Genomic DNA, 18,973 nt, shown 5'->3' with positions numbered 1-18,973 from the left:
ATCAGTCCAACATCCAAAGTGCACGATATCCCGCGATATGCGCATCACCATAGCCATCATCAAAGTTAGCGGGGATGCCTGCGGTTTCGACATTGGCGCTATCAAAGATCAACAGCGGAATACCCAGATCCTCGGGCACCTCGAGCCCACAAAGCTGGCGCATCTGAGCGTCAACAGCTGCGTAGCCTGCCCAGCCCAAGCTTTCGCCGATGTCCATTTTGACCGTGCCCTCACGCACCATGTCCAACACAAACGGCGTTCCGTTAAAGCTCGCGATGGGAACCTCGACACCCGCGATCCGCAAGGCCGGCGTCACAAACTGGGACATGCTGTCATAGATCGGCAGGATGTAATTGATATCCGGGTTCGCCAACAGCGCAGATTGCACACCCGACTGAATACGCGTACCCCATTCAGCTAGTGGTACGTTGAGATATTGCTGCTCACACTCAGGGCAATATGTGCTCAGTTGATCTTGAATGCTCTCAACAAATGGACCTGTGGGCAAAACGTCATCCGAGCCGATGATCAAAACATTTGGCGCGCCTTCTGTTTCCACGTAGGCCCAAGCCGCCAAAATCTCACCAACGGATGAGAAAGGCACCCTAGCAGACGCATCGACAAAATCCGCCTGCTCTTGGGTTTCATCATATAAATGCGTGGTGGTGATGACCGCTCCAGACTCTTTGGCCTGCAATAGCTGCGGCCCGATCCAAACAGGGTTGATGCCACCCGCCAAATCGATCAAATCGTAACCCTGTGTCACCGCATGATCGACACCTTGGATATATGAATCCATGCCGCCCTGCGTTTCCCAAACGGTGTACTCGAACCCGACTTCGGCGGCAGCGCGGGCCATCCCATCCTCTAGCGCCACAGCAAAGGGAATGGTCATCGACACTGGGATCGAAAAAACTGATTTGTCCGCCATGCACGACCGTGCGTCAAAAGGTTCGCCGGGCGGGACAAACACCGGAATTTCGGTATGTGTCGCGATAAGCGCCTGTGCATCCGCCATCGCATCGGCGTGCACGGCCCCCGGCAAGATCATTGGAATTAGCCATAAACTATTACGAAAAGTCATCCTGAAGTTCCCTCTGATGGTCCTCCTTCAGTATGTCCGTACATTATGTATCTACATAATGATTATTGTCACTTTATGGGTTATAATTTCTATATTGATGATTTTTACGGCAAAATTTTGCGACAACTGCCATTTTATTATGTACGTACATATCTATTCTTGAGGTGACGGCGCACACCTAAAACTCCCCCAACGAATCCCGGAACCGAAAATACGGCAAAGCACGATTGGTAGCTTCCCAGCACATGGAAAATCAGAGCAAATATCGAAGGCCCCACAATGACGCCAACAAACGTGTAAGATAGTATCGCGCCCGTTGCGGCACCCACACGGTTCGGGTCAGCAGAACGCGCTATCGCAGCCAAAAACACGCCATTCCACCCCGAAGCACAGGCGCCCAAGAAAATCATTATCAGCGACAGCACTGCGCCTGGCAAAGCCGGCTGAAAATACAATGCACAGGACAATATCCCGCCGACAAACCCCAGCATCGAAAGCACGCGAAACGGCCCCCAGCGATCCGCAACGACGCCCCAACCGACGCGCCCCGTTGCCCCAGCAACTTGTAGGGCCGCCCCTAACAGTCCGGCTGCAGGAATGCTCCACCCAATATCCACCAAAGACACCACAGCGAATGCCGTCACTGTCAGTTGCATCGCCGAATAAAGACAGCCCAATGCTGCTAACGTGCGCAAAGATGGATCTGTCAGGACGGCACGTTGCTCTGCAATCGCAGTTGCAACGATCCCCTTACCTTTGGCGAAACTGGGCACAGTTGCCTGCATCATGCGGCGGAACGTGGCAGGCAAAAGCAAAGCAGGCAAAACCGCCAAGCTCAGGATCGCAACTTGCCATCCCCCGAGCCAAAGCGCCAGCGAAGGCAAAATAACATTGGCCACGACTGCGCCTAACGGCACACCGCTTTGCTTCAGCGAAAATATCAAACTGCGTCGCGAATCTGGCGTCACCTTGTGCAAGATGACCGAAGAAGCCGGGTTATTAATGCCGTAGGCCACGCCCAACAGAACAGAAGCCAAGATCATCAAAGCCGGTGACGCAGATACTAGCAAAAGCAACCCCGCGATGAGCAGGAGAAGTTCGACCAGAATAATCGCCTCGCCACTTAAACGCTGCACCAGGCTACCCGCACTTAACGAGGCGAACAAACCAGCAAAATAGATAAAGCTGACTTGATAGCCGATCCAATATGCGCCCACACCCAGTGTTTCGGCAACAATCGGCGCCAGCGCTGTCAAACCTAGCACGCTCGCACTTGCGGCGATCTGAACACCCGTCATACGACCCAAAGTGAGCCAAAGTTGTGTTGGGTTGGACTTGGTCTCGCCAAAGTCCGTACCTGTTGACATAATAGTGTGAGACAAGAGCATACCTTCCGCAGTCGTGCACACAACAATGCTCATATGTACGTACAAATTGCAAGAGGCAGAAATTCAGTTGGCAAACCTAAAGCGTGATACCCCCCTATATCTTCAAATTGCTCATCGGCTCGAACAGCGCATTCGCGACGAAGTATACCCAGTGGGCAGTTTGCTCCCGACCGAGGCCGAACTGGTTGAAGCGTTTCAGGTCTCACGCCACACCGTGCGGCAAGCGATTGAACAACTCAAACGCAACGGGACGCTGTCTGCACGCAAAGGTGTCGGCACCAAAGTCGAATCGCGCGGTTCAGATTTCAGCACGCGCTTTCGCGGACAATCGCGCCACGATCTGTTCGATTTCTCCAATGAATCGGAACTGTTCTTTGAAACAAAGACTGAAGTGATCGCGCGCGGAGCTTTGGCGGACGAGTTACAGGTTACATCGGGTCGCAAATTCACTCACGCCGCTGGATTACGTTATTTTAAAGGGGAAACTGTCCCATTTTGCTGGAACGAGGCCTATCTCGACGAAAGCGTAAAGGAGGTGCTTCAGGGGGTCGACGTTCTGCGCAAGGCGCTGTTTCAGATGATCGAAAATTACACCGGAGAGCGCATCACCTCTATTCACCAAGAACTCAAGCCGATCCAAATCGAAGGGATGCTTGCTGAAAAGTTAGATGTCGCCGAGGGGTCATTGGGCCTACGCATGACGCGACGCTATTTGTCGTCACGCGGACGCATGCTTGAATACGCGATCCAAACTCTCCCGACCGAGCGCTTCAATTACAGAACGATTCTGCTGGCCGATGAAAAGTAGGCGCACTCCGCTCAAACTCACATCGCTGGCAGGCTGATTACGCCAAAAAAACCAGCAAGGAGAAAATTTGCTGCAATTGTACGTACAAATATCAGCAAATATATTGGCTCCACTCCGCGAATGTCCGGTTATGTCCATACAAATGCAACGAGAAAGGATTTGTCATGGACATGGGTGTCTTCATCCCAATTGGGAACAATGGTTGGCTCATTTCTGAAACTGCACCGCAGTACATGCCAACATTTGAATTGAACAAACAGGTTGTGCAAAAGGCCGAAGGCTATGGTTTGGAATTCGCACTTTCCATGATCAAGCTGCGCGGCTTTGGCGGCAAAACCGAATTCTGGGATCACAATCTCGAAAGCTTTACGTTGATGGCAGGCCTTGCGGCGGTCACAACTAAGATCAAGCTTTTTGCCTCGACCGCAATTCTGACGCTGCCCCCAGCATTGGTCGCCCGAATGGCAAGCACAGTTGATAACATCGCACCGGGTCGCTTTGGCGTGAATATCGTGACGGGCTGGGCCAAAAATGAGTACACACAAATGGGCGTCTGGCCCGGTGATGAATACTTTGGTTATCGCTATAATTTCGGTGCAGAATACGTCCAGGTGATGCGCGATCTTTGGCAGAACGGCAGTTCAGACTTCAAGGGCGAGCATTTCCAAATGGAAGACTGCAAACTGTCGCCGCAACCGGAAAAAGTCGAAATCGTCGCTGCAGGGCAATCTGCAAAGGGCATCGAATTCGCCGCCCAACACGCGGATTATAACTTTGTGATGGGCACCGGGATCAACACGCCCACTGCGTTCAAAGAAGGGGCAGCCAACCTCGTTGCTGCCGCTGAAAAAACGGGGCGCGATGTCGGGGCTTACGTATTGTTCATGATCATCGCCGATGAGACCGACGAAAAAGCGATGGCACGTTGGGAACACATTCGTTCAGGCGTAGATGCCGACGCGCTCGCATGGATGGCGGATCAGGGCTCCAAGGACAAAACAGCTGACGGCACCTCTACGGCAACACATATCAACCTACCCGAAGGGGCTGTGAACTTTAACATGGGCACATTGGTTGGCTCGTATGAAACCATCGCGTCTATGTTGGACGAGGTCGCCACCGTCGAAGGCGTAAAGGGCATCATGATGACCTTTGATGACTTCCTTGAAGGTATTGATACCTTTGGACAAAAAATCCAACCGCTGATGAAATCCCGCCAAGACAAGCTCGCGGCGATCGCAGCCGAGTAATGGACACCACAGCGAACAGCGGGCAGCAATGCGTGCTGCCTGCCAACCCATTTGACGCCCGCGATTTGCCCGAAAACATCCGGCCCATCGCGACACCAAGGGCCACGCAAACGGAGACCACCGTTGCGCCCGGTGGCGTGCTGAATCTCTTAGATAAATACCGGTCAGGCGTCACCACACCGGCAGACGAAATCGCCCGTTTTCACCAAAAGGCGCAGGACCCAATTGCCGCAGAGGCGGTTTTAGAGTGCCTCGATTGCGCTGAGGCGATCCAAACATCCACCGACCGCTGGGCATCGAATTCCGCGCGCCCGCTTGAAGGCATCCCCTTTGGCATAAAGGCAATCGTAGATGTCAAAGGTGCCGATATTACCTGCGGATCATTCACGACAGGCACGCGCATCGCAGATCACGACGCACCAATCGTGGCAAGGCTACGTGCCGCCGGGGCCATTCCCGTTGCGATGCTCGCTACGACCGAATTTGCGGCGGGTTCCCCGTTTAATCCGCGTCACGGCGTTGTCACCAACCCATATGACTCGTCACGCTGGACTGGTGGGTCATCCACTGGTTCTGGTGCCGCCGTCGCCCGGCGGATGCTGCCCTTTGCGCTTGGCACAGATACCGGTGGATCAATCCGCGTGCCGTCATGCTGGTGTGGTATTACCGGGCTGAAGCCGACACACGCACTTCTGTCGACCCAAGGGGTCGCTCCCCTAAGTTGGACATTGGATCATATTGGCCCGATGGGTCTCTCTGCCGCCGACATCTTGCAGGTGATGAAGACCGTTAGCGATGCTGATTTCTCGGCCAGTCAGCACACAATAAAAGGGCTGCGGATCGGCGTGCCCGATGGGTGGTTTTCTGAAAAGGTTGACGCTGCCGTACTGCAAAGCTGGCAAGAATCCCTGCGCGTATTCCGTGACCTTGGCGCCACCTGTGTGCCTATCAAGACCAGCGAATTATTTGGCGATATGGCGCGAAATCATGATGCAGGCTGGACGATCCTCTCCAGCGAACTTTCTGCATCACAACGCGCGAATGCCCCGAACCGACATCTGCAAGACGCCGGACTTCAGGCGCGGATCGCCCGAGGCGATGCCATAACGGCAGCGGAATATCTGCTCGCGCTTTCGCACCGCACCACGCTGATCCAACACCTTACGGCTAACTGGAACGTTGACGTGCTGATTACCCCCGGCCTTGGCGGGGAAGCAGGTCACCTGAATAGCCTGACGATCGACATCAACGAAGAGCAACTTGGGTTTGACGCAATTTCGCGAAACACGATGATCTGGGACCTCACTGGGTTCCCTGCGCTTATGCTGCCCAGTGGCATTGGCCCAAATGGTCTACCTCTTGGCATCCAGATCATTGGGCGCCCCTTCGACGACGCGCTTTGCCTTGCGTTTGGCGCGGCCTTTCAGAACGCTACAAAACACCACCTGCGATGCCCCTAGAACCTCTCAATACACTTAGCGCGACCAAAGCGCTCACCGGGCTAAAGCGCGGGGAATTTACCGCACTTGACCTTACGCGCGCCTGTTTAGAGCGTATTCACGCCCGCGATGAACAGGTGAAGGCATGGCTTAGTCTCGACCCAAATGCGGAACAAGAGGCCGCCAAGATCACTGCGGATGATCCTCGGCCTCTTGCCGGGTTGCCAATTGGGGTGAAGGACGTTTTCGACACCCACGATCTTCCGACGACGTATAATTCGCCGATATTCGCCAACCACCAACCAACGTTAGATGCCGCCGCCGTGACCATGTTGCGTGCAGCGGGCGCCATTATCATCGGCAAGACCGACACGACAGAATTCGCTGCCGCAGGGCGTAACGCCGCGACTGGCAATCCGGCGAATTTAGCGCATACGCCCGGCGGATCATCCGCAGGATCAGCAGCCGCAGTCGCCGATTTTCACGTGCCCCTTGCGCTCGCGACGCAAACAGGCGGCTCCACTATTCGCCCAGCGAGCTTTTGTGGAATCTTTGGGATGAAGCCCAGTTATGGGCTCATCTCGACCGAAGGCATGAAACGATACGCCCCTAGTTTTGATACCGTGGGTGTTTACGGACGTGACATCACTGATCTGGAACTCGCCGCCAAGGTCTTTGACCTGCCAGCAGCGACGCAGTCGGGTCCATTTCGGCTTGGCATTAGTTACACCGCGCATCGCGCGCAACTGTCACCGCCAATGGTCGCATTGCTCGATCAAATTGGGGAACTGCCCATGGTTTCCAGCTTTGAATTGCCCGCTGAGTTTGCACAGCTTGACGATCTACATCGCGCCGTCATGTTTGCCGAAGGGGCCAGCACATTTCTACCTTTGTCGCGGACCGCTTCGCACGAGTTACATCAAGATTTTCATGCGCGAATCCAAAGCCGTACTGCCGACACCATGCGCGAGGCTTTCATTGCCCGCGACGCGATGTCTCGCTTTGCCAACCAGCTCGAAAATATGATGATATCCAGCGGGATTGATGCGCTCATTGTTCCGGCCGCACCTGGCCCGGCACCTCTTGGGCGTGATCCGGGCAACCCAATCTTCAACGCAATGTGGACAGCGCTGCAAATGCCCTGCGTCACATTACCTGTGGCTAAGCACGCAGGATTGCCGATGGGAATTCAAATCGTCGGTCCGCGCGCCAACGACGGTCAATTGCTGCGGATCGCAGGTGAACTCTTTCAACACATCAAAACACAGGAGCACGCCAATGCCCCAATCTGAAGCCTTTACCGCTGGGATGCGCCGCCTTGCCGCGGGGGTCAGTCTGATCACCACAACTTACGACAACCAACGATACGGCCTGATTGCAACAGCGGTAACCTCAGTCTGCGCAGAACCACCGACCCTGTTGATTTGTGTAAACCGCACCGCCTCGATCCACGATCACCTGACCCGCGCGGGTCACTTTTGCGTAAACGTGCTATCTGTGGGTCAGGCCGACATTGCGACACGCTTTGCCACGCCCAAGAACCGCGAAACCCGTTTTGAATTAGGGTCTTGGGTCCAAATGCAAACAGGTTCCCCGGTGTTGCAGGGGGCCTGTGTCAGCTTTGATTGCAAAACATCACATGAAATGACCCAAGGAACGCACACCGTGCTCTTTGGTCAAATCCAAGACGTCTGGCTCCAAGATATGTCGCAACCGCTCACCTATCATGACGGTCGCTTTAGCACACTTGCCAAAATCGCTTAACCGGAGAACGCCCATGCAAGACCTCACAACCCTGTCTCGTGACACAGCAATGCCCGCCGCAGTGATCGACGCAATTTCCGCACTCCAACGCGGCGAAGGTGTTATCGTCGCCGACGACGCAGACCGCGAAAACGAATGTGATTTCATCTTCGCCGCGCAGACCCTAACGCCCGAACAAATGGCGCTGATGATCCGTCACGGCTCTGGGATTGTTTGCGCTGTTATCACTCAGGCTCACGCAGATCACATGGGTCTGCCGCCCATGGTTCACCAAAATGCGTCCCCCTACAAAACTCCGTTCACGATCTCGGTCGAGGCATCAAACGGCGTCACAACTGGGGTTTCGGCGCAAGACCGAACCAAAACAATCCACGCGCTCACGCAGCTGGATGCGGTGCAATCAGATTTGCGCAGCCCCGGTCACGTGTTTCCACTTGTTGCGCACCCAGATGGGCTTCGGGCACGACGCGGCCACACAGAAGCCACCCTTGCGCTGATGGAACTGGCGGGCTTGCCTGCGTCTGGCGTTCTTTGCGAAGCAATGACAGACGACGGGCGAATGGCATGCTATGCCGACATTGCGACACTGGGTGCAGCGCGAGGAATGCCGTTGATCACGATCGATGAAATTGCACAAGCATTGGCTGCCAGCTAGCTCGAACCACTCGGCATATGCTGATCAACCCGGTCCAGCATGGCCTTGGTTGCGCGCAGCGTTCTCTTCAGCGTTTTGGAATACCCCTGATCTTGCGTCGCCTCAGTCATCGGGACTTCGACCCCAATCGACACCTGCGCAGGCAGGGCCGCGATGATCTGCCCGAGGTCAATTTGCCCTTCACCCGGCGGCAGGCGCGCAGCACGGGCGGTGTGCAGCAGTTCCGCATCTGAATAGCTATCCCGCACAGGGGCATCGCAAAGATGTGCCAATCTCAAGCGCGCAGCAGGCATAGAGCGTAGTTGATCAATCGTGCTTTCGGAACGATCAAAATGCAACGCATCCACAAGAACCCCGACCTCTGGCCCGGCGGCACAGGCCACACGATGGGCGGCCATTAAATCCGGGACAACAGTCCATGGGAAAAACTCAAGCGAGACATTCAACCCGCGCTGCATTGCCAATTCGGACAGGCGCCCCAGCCGATCCGCCAGCCGCGACAGGTCCATATCATAAGGGGCGCAGATAACTTCGCGCGCGCCAAGGCTTGCCCCCGCATCCAAAAACGGAACGAGCCTATCGACATCACTTTGCGGCTCTAGCTTCACAAATTCAATGTCATTCACCATCAGCCCCGTATCGCGTAGGGCGGCCTGCGTATCACGCATCATGACAGGATCACGCATGAGGGGATAGCCGGGACTATCTTGGGTGACACGGATCAACCGCAATCCCACTGCATCGAACCCCGCCTCTGCAGCCTCCGAGATGAACCGAGGAGGCGATAAATCTACCGCCGTCAGATGCGCCACTGAAATCTGCCGGGTCATGGTTTCTGCCCCGCAGCGTGACGCCCAGCCACAAACCCAAAGGTCAGAGCGGGCCCCAAATTAATTCCACCAGCGGGGTAATGCCCGCCCATTACGCTCGCCATGTCAGTGCCCGCTGCATAAAGGCCAGGGATCACCGCTCCATGTTCATTCAATACCCGCGCCTGGCCATCGGTTTTCAATCCAGCAAAGGTGCCAAAACTACCGGGTATGACACGTACAGCATAATAAGGGGCCTTAACTATTGGCGCTAAACAAGGGTTCGGACGCGCCCGCGCATCCCCCTGCAATCGCATATAGGCCGACGTCCCCCGACCAAAGGCGCGATCAATCCCGCGCGTTGCATCACGGTTGAACTCTGCAATCGTCTGCGCCAAAGCCCCAGCATCAATACCGCAGCTCTGTGCAAGTGCGGCGATGCTGCGTCCTCGCTTCAGATACCCTGACCGAAGCCACGCGCGAACCGGCACTGGCGCGGGTCGTACGATCCCCAATCCATAGCGCCGCAAGAAACGATGATCACAAATCAACCATGACTCGGGCGTTTCCTTGGGGTCGGTGGCATCGAACAAGGCGGTGACATAGTCGTGATAGCCCAGCCCCTCGTTGCAAAACCGTTTTCCAGACCTCAAAACGCCAATCACGCCCGGCTTTCCACGATCAATGATGTGGGGAAATACACCGCGCCTTCCATCGGGCCAGTTGACCTCGGACACCGGACACCACGCGCCCGGTGCAGGAAAGTCACTGACCTGTTGCCCCCCTGCGGACGCGCCTAACCTCAGCCCATCACCTGTCGCGGCCTTAACCGCGAGCGAGCGGTGCGTTTGCGCATGTGGAAACTGCGCTGCACGCCTGATTTTATCGTTCGGGAACCCGCCGCACGCCAGCACCACACCATATCGCGCGCGGATCTGTGTTCGGCCCTCTGGCCCCAATAGCTGTGCACCAGTAATGCCCTGTGGGCCTTGTTCTAATGCGGTGATCATCGTGCGTGTACGGATTTCAACACCTGCGTCCAAAGCTGAACGCAGCAACCGCCCAACAAGCGCCTGGCCATTGCGCAGTTGCATCGCGCGACCGTGCCACGCCAAATCCCAGAGATGTCGCAGAATTCTTTGGCTGACGTAAATCGCCGAACGCGGCGAACGCATCACAGACATAAAGGCCTTCAGATCGGGGCCCGCCTGAATGGTCAGCCCCCAGAAAGTCGTCTCGGGCAAGGGCGGGCGCATCTGATCAATGTCGCCCTTTAATTCACGACCATCATATGGTCGGGCAATGACAGATCGTCCCCCCATACCGGCACCGGGCAGATGCCCATAGGTGTCAGGAATGTGCAGCCCCGCATCAAATTGCAGCGCGGTTTTTGTGTCGAAAAACGCCACCATTTCGGGCGCAGCCGCCAAAAACGCATCGACAAGCTCTGGATTAAAAGTTTCCCCCAAGACAGATTTCAAATAGCGCCTCGGGGCGCTGACATCTTCTGTGACGCCATTGGCTTTGGCGATTGCATTGCACGGCGCCCAAATCCAGCCACCGGACCACGCGGTGGTCCCACCGATGACGCTATCCTTTTCTACAACGACAACATGCAATCCTTGATGCGCCGCGGTGATCGCTGCAGCCATCCCTGCCGCCCCCGACCCGGCCACCAACAAATCGCATGTCTCATGTATTGCATCAGCCACGGCGCAATCCTCCCCGCATAGTGACGAAACGCATGTTCGGGCGCGAGATAGATAACGTCAAATGCTTGTTTGCGTCTTTGCGTAACATCAGGTTAATATCCATGCAGGAGGCCATAACCATGTCTGAAATGACCTTGAGGCAAATCGAAGTCATCCGCGCCGTGATGATGACGGGCACAATCAGCGGCGCGGCTGATATGCTCAATGTATCTGCGCCCGGTATCAGCCGTCTGGTCAAACATACCGAAGAATCGCTAGGAATACGCTTATTTGAACGCAAAGCAGGGCTTTTCACCCCGTCCGTCGAAGCCGCCCGCGTGTTCGACCAAGTCCGCGAGGTCTATAAAGGCGTCGAAAACCTACAGATCGCCGTTGGCTCTTTGCAAAAGGGCGAAGACGTGCGGCTCGCCTTTGCGACAGCACCGTCCATCGCGCAATTCATTGCCGCCCGTGTCGTGAAACAGGTCCGCGCCAGATATGACGACCTCTTTGTCGATATGAACATGCTAAAGATCGAAGAAACGGTCGAATACCTCCTACTCGAACGGGGTGAGTTTGTGATCATGAGCTCAGCCGTCGAAAATGCTGCCATCGAAAACGAAGAAATCGCCGAAGGGCGTCTTGTCGCGGTCCTGCCAGAAGGTCACGCGCTGTGTAACCAAGATGTCGTATCGGCCAAAGACCTCGCCAATGAAACGCTCATCGGTGTTCGGCCCTCTGACCCATATGGCGCGCTATTGGCCCAGCCATTCGAAATTGCCGATGTCCTGCCCAATTACGCAATGCGCGGGAGATTCGCACAAACCCTGATTAGCATGGTGCGTCACGGTCTGGGCGTCGCTGTGATCGACGAATTCTCTGTTGCCGAGGTCTACATGCCCGGCCTGGTGCGCCGACCGCTCGCCGAAGACGTGCGCGTCAAGATCTATGTCTCGCGCAAGAAAGGCCGCGTACTGTCCGGCTTTGCAGAGTATACTATTGAACAGTTTCAACGCGCTCTGGCCCGCGCTATCAACGAAGGGCCGTACAACCAGTCCACGAAATAACATCACGTTAATGAAATGGACAAAGAGGTAATTGACGTTAAGCGGTGAAAACCGCAGACAAATGTGCATCAATCGCCGATCTCATTGGCGACATATCTATCACTGCGAGGGAGGAGAACCATGAAGCAGATTATCCTAGGCGCGTTGAGCGCATTGGCACTGACTGCCACGACAGCCGTGGCAGAATATCCAGAAAAAGAAATCCAAGGTATCATCCAATGGGGTGCTGGCGGGTCAACTGACACCGTGATGCGTTCAGTCACGCCCCATGCCGAAGCCGCTTTTGGCGGAACTGTTGTGATGCAAAACATGACGGGTGCTGTAGGCGCAATCGCGTTGAACCACGTCGCTGGCAGCACCGCAGACGGTTACACGCTGCTCATGGGCGCAGAAAACCCGATGCTCTACAAGGTGATGGGACTTGGCGACAAAGACTATAGCGAGTTCGTGCCAATTTCGATCCTTGCACGCGGGACCGCCGTGCTGGTCGCGCACCCAGACGCGCCATTCAACGACTATGCGGAAATGATCGCATACGTCCAAGCAAACCCCGGTGAAGTCAAATTCGGCTCTACGGGGCCGGGCGGACTGCCATCTGTCGTCAACGCCATGATCGGTGCCGTCGAAGGTGAATTAGATGTCACCAGCGTGCCATATGACGGCGACGGCCCTGCGCTAACTGGCCTGCAAGGTGGTGCTATCGACGTGATGCCTGCCGTTTTGGGTGCCGCAATCGAAGGTATCCGCGCCGGAAACATGAAAGTCCTCGCGATCATGGACACCGAAGCCAACGCACAACTGCCTGACGCGCCATACGTCACTCAGTTTAACGACGGCTACAGCACTTACCTGCCATGGGGGCCATTCTTTGGCGTGTTCGTTCCCAAAGGTACGCCTGACGACGTGATTGCGACGCTGTCAGACGCATATGCCACCGGCGCGCAGCACCCCGACTTCGTGCAGTTGATGCAAGACCGTGGCTTCTCATTGATGGCAATTTCCGGTGACGAGGCTGACGCCTTCTTGACCAAATGGCAGCAAGGCACAGCTTGGCTCTTGCAAGACGCTGGTCTGACCAAAGCATCCCCTGAAGAGTTCGGGATCGCTCGCCCCGGAGAATAATCTCCCTGGCAGCGCCTTTTGGGGCAACTGCCAATATTGGGCGCCGCATTCCTACGCGAAATGCGGCGCCCGTTTCATTCTATACATGGGAGGAAACAATGGACCACATCGACCCAGAACATCATGATGGCACCTCTGACGCGACACCCGGCGGCGAAATCAACCAAAGACGGCCCGGCGAACTTGTCTTTGCGGCCTTTCTCGTACTCGCGAGTATCGGGCTACTGCACAGCGCCTATGGCATCGAAAACCCCTTTGGTCCCAATGGGCTATCTGCGCCGCGCTCTATTCCGCTCGCTGCGACATTTGCGATGGTGGTCTCTGCGGCTATCGTATTGTTCAAAACCGCAAAGCTCCCGCTGGATCGGGCCGAAACGCTCGCCAAAGATATCCTGCCGCCAATGGTTCTGCTGTTTGCACTGATGCTGGTGATCTACGGCGCATTGATGCAGCCGCTTGGCTTTCTTCCCACCTCTGGTCTGTTTTTGTTTATTGCGATCAAGCTTTTGGCGAAACGTAGCCTGCTCTGGACCGCGACAGTGTCGCTTGGCAGTTTGATCGTCATTTGGCTGATCTTCCGCATCGTGTTCAGCGTATTGATGCCCGCCGGGATCGTCCCCGAAGCAGAGTTTATCCAGTTTTTCCGCGACCTCACCAATGGGGGATCCACTTCATGAGTGCCTTTGCAGATTTTTTGATCGTCTTCACGCAACCGCAGCTTTTGCTACTGGTTGGGCTGGGTACATTTGCCGGGGTCTATGTGGGGGCCATCCCCGGACTATCTGTCACGATGGCCGTCTCAATCCTGATTTCCTTTACGTTCTCATGGGACGTGTATCCCGCGATCTCGTTGATGATCGGGATCTACATGGGCGGGGTCTATGGGGGGTCCCGTACTGCGATCTTGCTAAATATTCCGGGTGCACCCTCTGCAATTGCCACGGCACTGGATGGGTATCCAATGGCCAAAAGAGGCGAAGCAGGCACCGCGATCGGGGTGACGACCGTCATGTCCTTTATCGGTGGTTTCGTCGGCATTGGGGTATTGGCGCTTGCCGCGCCGCTCGTTTCGGACTTTGCGCTCAAATTCCAACCGCGTGACTATATGTTGCTGGCAATCTTGGGTATCTTGCTTGTTGGGTCTTTGTCCCAAGGGTCGCTTGTTAAAGGTATCTTTGCAGGTGCACTGGGGATTACAATCGGCGCTGTCGGGCGTGACCCGCTGACTTTTGCCGAACGGTTCACCTTTGACTTTCAGCTTCTTGAAGGGGGCATTTCATTCATCGCCGTGATGATCGGAATGTTTGGTGTATCCGAGGCGCTACTCCAACTCCACCATGTTGACAAAGACGCCGTGCGCCAAAAAATCAGCCGGATTGTGCCTTCGCTCTCCACGGTGAAAAAGCACTTGCCGCTCTCGCTGCAAACATCGACCATTGGGGTGACCATTGGTGCCCTGCCCGGCACCGGCGGCGATATCGCCGCGCTAATGGCCTATGACCACGCCAAGCGCGTCACCAAAAATCCATCCCGGCCCTTTGGCGACGGCGCAATGGAAGGGCTAGTCGCCCCCGAAACTGCCAATAACGCGGCAGTGGGTGGTGCGTTCATCCCGATGATGACACTAGGTATTCCCGGTGACGCAGTAACAGCCATCATGATTGGGGCACTGTTCATTCACGGGCTGAACCCCGGTCCGATGCTGATGATTGATCAACCCGACATGTTCTGGTTCATCGTTGGCTGTCTGGTGCTTGCCAACTTCTTTATGGTTTTCTTTGGGCTGACGGGCATTCGGCTGTTCACCAAAATCGTAGAGATGCCACGTAGCGTACTAATCCCATTAATCCTGCTGCTCAGTATCGTAGGCGCCTATGCCGTAAACAACGCGATCACCGATGTGTATTGGATGCTGGGCTTTGGAATTTTCGGCTACTTTATGCGCCACTATGGCTATCCGCTTGGTCCGGTCATTCTCGGCGTGATCCTGTCGCGACTGCTCGATGATAACTGGCGACGGGCGATCATCTCTGAACGCGAAGATCTCGGGCGCTTTTTCGAAGGTATCTTCAGCAGCCCTTTGTCACTCGTGTTGTTCATATCCGTGATCCTGATCTTTGTCTCACAAACCCCTGTTTGGGGCTGGGCAAAGGCGCGGATATTTAAATCAAGAAAGTCCGCATAATGACTCTTAGCCCAGATCTGAAACTTGGCCTGATCGGCGATAATATCGCTGGCTCTCGTTCACCACAGCTACATCAGCTTGCCGGTGGTCAACGCGGGATCACAGTGCAATATGACCGCTTGGTGCCAAAGGATCTGGGCCAAGATTTCGACCACATTTTTAAGCGCTGCCCTGATCATGGTTATCGGGGGGTGAACGTGACATACCCCTACAAAACCCGCGCGGCACAACAGGTGACCATCACTGACCCGCTGGTCCGCGCCATTGGGGCCGTTAACACAGTACTGTTTGACCAAGACGGCCCAAAAGGGATGAACACCGATTATTCTGGATTCATCGCGGCCTATAAATCTGCACGCGGAGAATTAGCACCGGGCGTTACATGCTTGATTGGTACTGGGGGTGTCGGACGCGCGCTCGCCTTTGGGCTTGTTGCGCTTGGTGCCCAAGAAATTCGCCTCGTAGATACCGAACCGCAAAAGGCTGAAACCCTTGCCGCTGAACTGCGCGCAGTCATCGGTGAACGAACGGTTAAGGTCTTCGACAACGCAGCTCAGGCTGCCAAAGGTGCGCACGGCTTGCTGAACGGTTCACCTGTTGGGATGGACGGGATCGGCGGTACGCCTCTGGCCAAACAGGCAATGACACAGGCACAATGGGCATTTGATGCTGTTTACACACCCGTAAACACGCAATTTTTGCAAGACGCGCGAATGCTCGGCCTCAAGACCATCTCGGGATATGAACTCTTTATTTACCAAGGTATCCACGCTTGGACCCATTTTTCGGGCCAACCCATCGACGAAGAAAAACTACGCGCCGACCTGATCACCCACGGAGAAGCCGCATGAAAACGTCTATTGCCACCGTATCCATATCTGGCAGCCTACGCGAAAAACTTGACGCGATTGCCAAAGCGGGTTTCGACGGGATCGAAATCTTTGAACAAGACTTCATCGCCGACACCGGCACCCCACGCGAAATTGGCAACCTGATCCGCGATCACGGACTTGAAGTATCGCTATTTCAGCCATTCCGCGACTTCGAAGGGCTGACCGGCACGGCCCGCCAACGGGCCTTTGATCGGGCAAAATACAAATTCGACACAATGTGCGAGCTTGGCACAGACCTAATGCTGGTTTGTTCATCTGTGCACCCAAATGCAGTAGGCGGTATCGACCGCGCCGCAGATGATTTTGCAGCGCTTGGTGAACTCGCAGCAGCGCAAAATCTGCGGGTCGGCTTCGAAGCCCTTGCTTGGGGGCGACATGTGAACGATCACCGCGATGCGTGGGAAATTGTACGCCGCGCCGATCATCCAAATATTGGCATCATACTGGATAGTTTTCACAGTTTGGCGCGCAAAATCGATCCCGATACCATCCGTCGCATTCCTTCGGATAAAATCTTTTTTGTGCAACTCGCTGATGCCCCGTTGATCGACATGGACCTGCTCTATTGGTCGCGGCATTTTCGGAACATGCCCGGCGAAGGGGACCTGCCCGTCACTGATTTCATGCGCGCCGTAGCCGCCACCGGTTATGATGGGCCAATCAGCCTCGAGATTTTCAACGACCAATTCCGCGGTGGGCGCCCTTCTGGTTTGGCGCGCGATGGGTATCGCTCATTGGTTGCCTTGATGGATGACGTCCAAAGGGCAGAACCTGACATCAAGATTGGTGTGCCACAGCTCCCCCCGCGCATCGGCGTTGACGGGGTATCGTTCATCGAATTCGCGACCCGCGACCAAGAGGCCAAAGCGCTCTCCAATTTGCTGCAATCCATGGGGTTTGCCCACGTTGGCAATCACATCTCGAAAAAGGTCGCGCTATGGCAGCAGGGCGACATTCGGATCATTTTGAACCAAGAAACCACCGGCTTTGCGCATGTCGCCTATGTCAGCCATGGCACCGCTGTCTGCGATGTTGGATTGAAAGTTTCCGACGCCGAAGCCACAGCAACGCGCGCCCAAATGCTAGGCGCTGCAACACATGCGCAGCCCATCGGACCGGGTGAATTGGACATTCCGGCAATCCGAAGCGTCGGCGGTAGCGTCATGCATTTCATTGACGATAGCGGTGACCTCGCAAATGTTTGGTCAACTGAATTTAACAACAATGAGACGGCTCCGCATAATGGCGCGGGCCTCGTCGCGGTCGATCACCTCGCCGAGACGATGAACTACGACGAAATGCTCAGCTGGTCGTTGTTCTATACCTCGCTGTTTGACATGCAACGCACCCCAATGGTCGATGTTGTTGACCCAGACGGGCTGGTACGAAGCCAAGCGATCAAAGCAACCGCAGGCACCGCACGTATCACTCTCAATGGTGCCGAGACCCACCGGACATTGGCGGGCCAGTTTCTTGCAGATAGCTATGGCGGCGCGGTGCAACACGTTGCCTTTGCGACAAATGATATCTTTGCAACCGCCGCGGCGATCACCAATTTGGGCTTCAAATCGCTCAGTATGACGGGGAACTACTACAACGACCTGCAAGCGCGGTTTGGGCTGACTGATGAACAGGTCAAAAAGATGCAAGATCTCAACATCCTATATGACCAAGACGACAACGGTGCCTTCTATCAAATTTACAGTGAACCCTTTGCAGGCGGGCAGTTCTTTGAAATTGTTCAACGGATCAAGGACTATGACGGTTACGGTGCACCCAATGCGCCATTCCGCATTGCTGCCCAGAAACGATTGACCCGTCCCAAAGGCATGCCCCAGCGCTAAACCAAGGTTCCCAATGTTTGACGTCATCACGATCACCGGTACGATCTTTATCGTGATCGGCGTAGGTTTCGCTGCAGTGCGTACCGGGGCCTTTTCTACGTCTGATATGGGGACGCTTGGGAAATTTGTCGTCAACTTTGCACTGCCCGCACTGATCCTACGCGCTGTATCTAGCCAGCCAATTCATGACATCGCGAATGTCGGTTACTTGGGTGCCGTGTTAGTTGGCTCGCTCGCGGTATTTTGGTTTGGCTATTTCTGGTCACGACAAATCAGCAAAGAAAGCCCCAGCGCCAGCACCTTTAGCGCGATGGGAATGTCGTGCGCCAACACTGGCTTTGTCGGCTTTCCAATCTTGCTCATCGCCCTCCCCGAGGTCGCGTCGCAGGCGCTCGCGTTAAATATGATTGTCGAGAATTTGGTGATGATCCCGCTTGTCTTGATCATGGCAGAACGCGCACAAGGTCAAGGCATTTCAGGCGGCAAACTCGCCAAGCAGATCGCGACCCGCCTGTTGCGCAACCCAATTGTGATCGCGCTTATTCTGGGTTTGGGCATCTCGGCACTTGGCCTGCGATTGCCAACGGTATTTGTGCGCCCGATTGATATGTTCGCGTCCGCCAGCGCGGCTCTGTCGCTCACTGTGATCGGCGGCACGCTCGCCTCTTTGCAGATCAACGAAATCAAATGGCCGGTCTTGCGCATTACCTTGGGCAAACTGCTGCTGCATCCGCTCGCGGTCGCATTGAGCCTCTTGGGGATGTCATTGATCGGCTTCGACGTCGGCGACGATCGGCTCTTTGCGGCTGCCATCATTATGGCGGCCACCCCTGTGATGGCAATCTATCCCATCTTGGCCCAACGGTATGGCGAAGAACGCAACGCATCTCTCGCCATGTTCACCATGACGGCGGCGTCCTTCGTCACGCTTAGCATAACGCTATCTATTGTTTGGGGCTGAAGGCTACGGCAAA

At 55.4% G+C, this 18,973-nt stretch carries 17 protein-coding genes; 13 read left to right on the top strand and 4 right to left on the bottom strand.

Annotation, left to right across the window (positions count from 1 at the left end):
• Position 1 precedes the first annotated feature (1 nt).
• On the bottom strand, positions 2 to 1,084 hold the full coding sequence (locus TW80_RS13920) for a sugar ABC transporter substrate-binding protein (RefSeq protein ID WP_045998032.1): 1,083 nt from the start codon (positions 1,082 to 1,084) through the stop codon (positions 2 to 4).
• A 137-nt stretch (positions 1,085 to 1,221) separates the two neighbouring features.
• Entirely contained in the window at positions 1,222 to 2,466 is a 1,245-nt protein-coding gene (locus tag TW80_RS13915) for an MFS transporter (protein ID WP_162197180.1), read from the bottom strand.
• A gap of 31 nt (positions 2,467 to 2,497) precedes the next feature.
• On the opposite strand from TW80_RS13915, the gene TW80_RS13910 reads away from it, so the two are divergent.
• The 6 genes from TW80_RS13910 to ribB all read left to right on the top strand — a co-directional run bounded on the left by TW80_RS13910 (position 2,498) and on the right by ribB (position 8,388).
• The gene (locus TW80_RS13910; RefSeq protein ID WP_045998031.1) at positions 2,498 to 3,280 is read left to right on the top strand and encodes a GntR family transcriptional regulator; all 783 of its coding nucleotides are present in this window, start codon (positions 2,498 to 2,500) and stop codon (positions 3,278 to 3,280) included.
• A gap of 164 nt (positions 3,281 to 3,444) precedes the next feature.
• The gene (gene rutA, locus TW80_RS13905; RefSeq protein WP_045998030.1) at positions 3,445 to 4,530 is read left to right on the top strand and encodes a pyrimidine utilization protein A; all 1,086 of its coding nucleotides are present in this window, start codon (positions 3,445 to 3,447) and stop codon (positions 4,528 to 4,530) included.
• Positions 4,530 to 5,990, top strand: coding sequence for an amidase (locus TW80_RS13900; protein ID WP_052700997.1), 1,461 nt, complete (start codon positions 4,530 to 4,532; stop codon positions 5,988 to 5,990). The genes rutA and TW80_RS13900 overlap by 1 nt, the downstream gene beginning before the upstream one ends.
• Positions 5,981 to 7,261 carry an amidase gene (locus tag TW80_RS13895; protein WP_045998028.1) on the top strand — a complete coding sequence of 427 codons (1,281 nt, stop codon included), beginning with the start codon at positions 5,981 to 5,983 and terminating at the stop codon, positions 7,259 to 7,261. The genes TW80_RS13900 and TW80_RS13895 overlap by 10 nt, the downstream gene beginning before the upstream one ends.
• Entirely contained in the window at positions 7,248 to 7,733 is a 486-nt protein-coding gene (locus tag TW80_RS13890; protein WP_045998027.1) for a flavin reductase family protein, read from the top strand. The genes TW80_RS13895 and TW80_RS13890 overlap by 14 nt, the downstream gene beginning before the upstream one ends.
• Before the next feature lie 13 nt (positions 7,734 to 7,746).
• Positions 7,747 to 8,388, top strand: a complete 642-nt coding sequence (ribB, locus tag TW80_RS13885; RefSeq protein WP_084625805.1) for a 3,4-dihydroxy-2-butanone-4-phosphate synthase — start codon at positions 7,747 to 7,749, stop codon at positions 8,386 to 8,388.
• Here ribB and TW80_RS13880 read toward each other — a convergent pair.
• Positions 8,385 to 9,218 (bottom strand): sugar phosphate isomerase/epimerase family protein, encoded by an 834-nt coding sequence (locus tag TW80_RS13880; protein ID WP_045998026.1) that lies wholly within the window; start codon positions 9,216 to 9,218, stop codon positions 8,385 to 8,387. The two genes, ribB and TW80_RS13880, sit on opposite strands and share 4 nt — an antisense overlap.
• Positions 9,215 to 10,909: an FAD-dependent oxidoreductase gene (locus tag TW80_RS13875; protein ID WP_045998025.1), complete on the bottom strand. Its 1,695-nt coding sequence runs from the start codon at positions 10,907 to 10,909 to the stop codon at positions 9,215 to 9,217. The genes TW80_RS13880 and TW80_RS13875 overlap by 4 nt, the downstream gene beginning before the upstream one ends.
• Positions 10,910 to 11,028: 119 nt before the next feature.
• Here TW80_RS13875 and TW80_RS13870 point away from each other — a divergent pair, with 119 nt between their 5' ends.
• The 7 genes from TW80_RS13870 (at position 11,029) to TW80_RS13840 (ending at position 18,960) form a co-directional block, all read left to right on the top strand.
• A complete protein-coding gene (locus TW80_RS13870) occupies positions 11,029 to 11,955 on the top strand; it encodes a LysR family transcriptional regulator (protein WP_045998197.1) in 927 nt (308 codons plus the stop codon).
• A 120-nt stretch (positions 11,956 to 12,075) separates the two neighbouring features.
• Positions 12,076 to 13,077 (top strand): Bug family tripartite tricarboxylate transporter substrate binding protein, encoded by a 1,002-nt coding sequence (locus tag TW80_RS13865; RefSeq protein ID WP_045998024.1) that lies wholly within the window; start codon positions 12,076 to 12,078, stop codon positions 13,075 to 13,077.
• Positions 13,078 to 13,175: 98 nt separating this feature from the next.
• Entirely contained in the window at positions 13,176 to 13,754 is a 579-nt protein-coding gene (locus tag TW80_RS13860; RefSeq protein ID WP_045998023.1) for a tripartite tricarboxylate transporter TctB family protein, read from the top strand.
• Positions 13,751 to 15,262, top strand: a complete 1,512-nt coding sequence (locus TW80_RS13855; protein WP_045998022.1) for a tripartite tricarboxylate transporter permease — start codon at positions 13,751 to 13,753, stop codon at positions 15,260 to 15,262. The genes TW80_RS13860 and TW80_RS13855 overlap by 4 nt, the downstream gene beginning before the upstream one ends.
• Positions 15,262 to 16,113 carry a shikimate dehydrogenase family protein gene (locus TW80_RS13850; protein ID WP_045998021.1) on the top strand — a complete coding sequence of 284 codons (852 nt, stop codon included), beginning with the start codon at positions 15,262 to 15,264 and terminating at the stop codon, positions 16,111 to 16,113. Before TW80_RS13855 ends, TW80_RS13850 begins: the two co-directional genes overlap by 1 nt.
• On the top strand, positions 16,110 to 17,999 hold the full coding sequence (locus TW80_RS13845; protein ID WP_045998020.1) for a bifunctional sugar phosphate isomerase/epimerase/4-hydroxyphenylpyruvate dioxygenase family protein: 1,890 nt from the start codon (positions 16,110 to 16,112) through the stop codon (positions 17,997 to 17,999). The genes TW80_RS13850 and TW80_RS13845 overlap by 4 nt, the downstream gene beginning before the upstream one ends.
• A gap of 13 nt (positions 18,000 to 18,012) precedes the next feature.
• Entirely contained in the window at positions 18,013 to 18,960 is a 948-nt protein-coding gene (locus TW80_RS13840; protein WP_045998019.1) for an AEC family transporter, read from the top strand.
• Positions 18,961 to 18,973 lie beyond the last annotated feature (13 nt).

Origin of the sequence: Loktanella sp. S4079 (assembly GCF_000967725.1) — a bacterium.
Taxonomy (GTDB): Bacteria; Pseudomonadota; Alphaproteobacteria; order Rhodobacterales; family Rhodobacteraceae; genus Yoonia.
The sequence above is the reverse complement of the archived record's forward strand: the minus strand, read 5'-3'. Positions and strand labels throughout refer to the sequence as shown.

What these genes read in the sequence shown, in the direction of transcription:
- TW80_RS13920 (WP_045998032.1), bottom strand. Translation starts at nt 1,084, where the DNA reads ATGACTTTTCGTAATAGTTTATGGCTAATTCCAATGATCTTGCCGGGG.
- TW80_RS13910 (WP_045998031.1), top strand. Translation starts at nt 2,498, where the DNA reads ATGCTCATATGTACGTACAAATTGCAAGAGGCAGAAATTCAGTTGGCA.
- rutA (WP_045998030.1), top strand. Translation starts at nt 3,445, where the DNA reads ATGGACATGGGTGTCTTCATCCCAATTGGGAACAATGGTTGGCTCATT.
- TW80_RS13900 (WP_052700997.1), top strand. Translation starts at nt 4,530, where the DNA reads ATGGACACCACAGCGAACAGCGGGCAGCAATGCGTGCTGCCTGCCAAC.
- TW80_RS13895 (WP_045998028.1), top strand. Translation starts at nt 5,981, where the DNA reads ATGCCCCTAGAACCTCTCAATACACTTAGCGCGACCAAAGCGCTCACC.
- TW80_RS13890 (WP_045998027.1), top strand. Translation starts at nt 7,248, where the DNA reads ATGCCCCAATCTGAAGCCTTTACCGCTGGGATGCGCCGCCTTGCCGCG.
- ribB (WP_084625805.1), top strand. Translation starts at nt 7,747, where the DNA reads ATGCAAGACCTCACAACCCTGTCTCGTGACACAGCAATGCCCGCCGCA.
- TW80_RS13880 (WP_045998026.1), bottom strand. Translation starts at nt 9,218, where the DNA reads ATGACCCGGCAGATTTCAGTGGCGCATCTGACGGCGGTAGATTTATCG.
- TW80_RS13870 (WP_045998197.1), top strand. Translation starts at nt 11,029, where the DNA reads ATGTCTGAAATGACCTTGAGGCAAATCGAAGTCATCCGCGCCGTGATG.
- TW80_RS13865 (WP_045998024.1), top strand. Translation starts at nt 12,076, where the DNA reads ATGAAGCAGATTATCCTAGGCGCGTTGAGCGCATTGGCACTGACTGCC.
- TW80_RS13860 (WP_045998023.1), top strand. Translation starts at nt 13,176, where the DNA reads ATGGACCACATCGACCCAGAACATCATGATGGCACCTCTGACGCGACA.
- TW80_RS13855 (WP_045998022.1), top strand. Translation starts at nt 13,751, where the DNA reads ATGAGTGCCTTTGCAGATTTTTTGATCGTCTTCACGCAACCGCAGCTT.
- TW80_RS13850 (WP_045998021.1), top strand. Translation starts at nt 15,262, where the DNA reads ATGACTCTTAGCCCAGATCTGAAACTTGGCCTGATCGGCGATAATATC.
- TW80_RS13845 (WP_045998020.1), top strand. Translation starts at nt 16,110, where the DNA reads ATGAAAACGTCTATTGCCACCGTATCCATATCTGGCAGCCTACGCGAA.
- TW80_RS13840 (WP_045998019.1), top strand. Translation starts at nt 18,013, where the DNA reads ATGTTTGACGTCATCACGATCACCGGTACGATCTTTATCGTGATCGGC.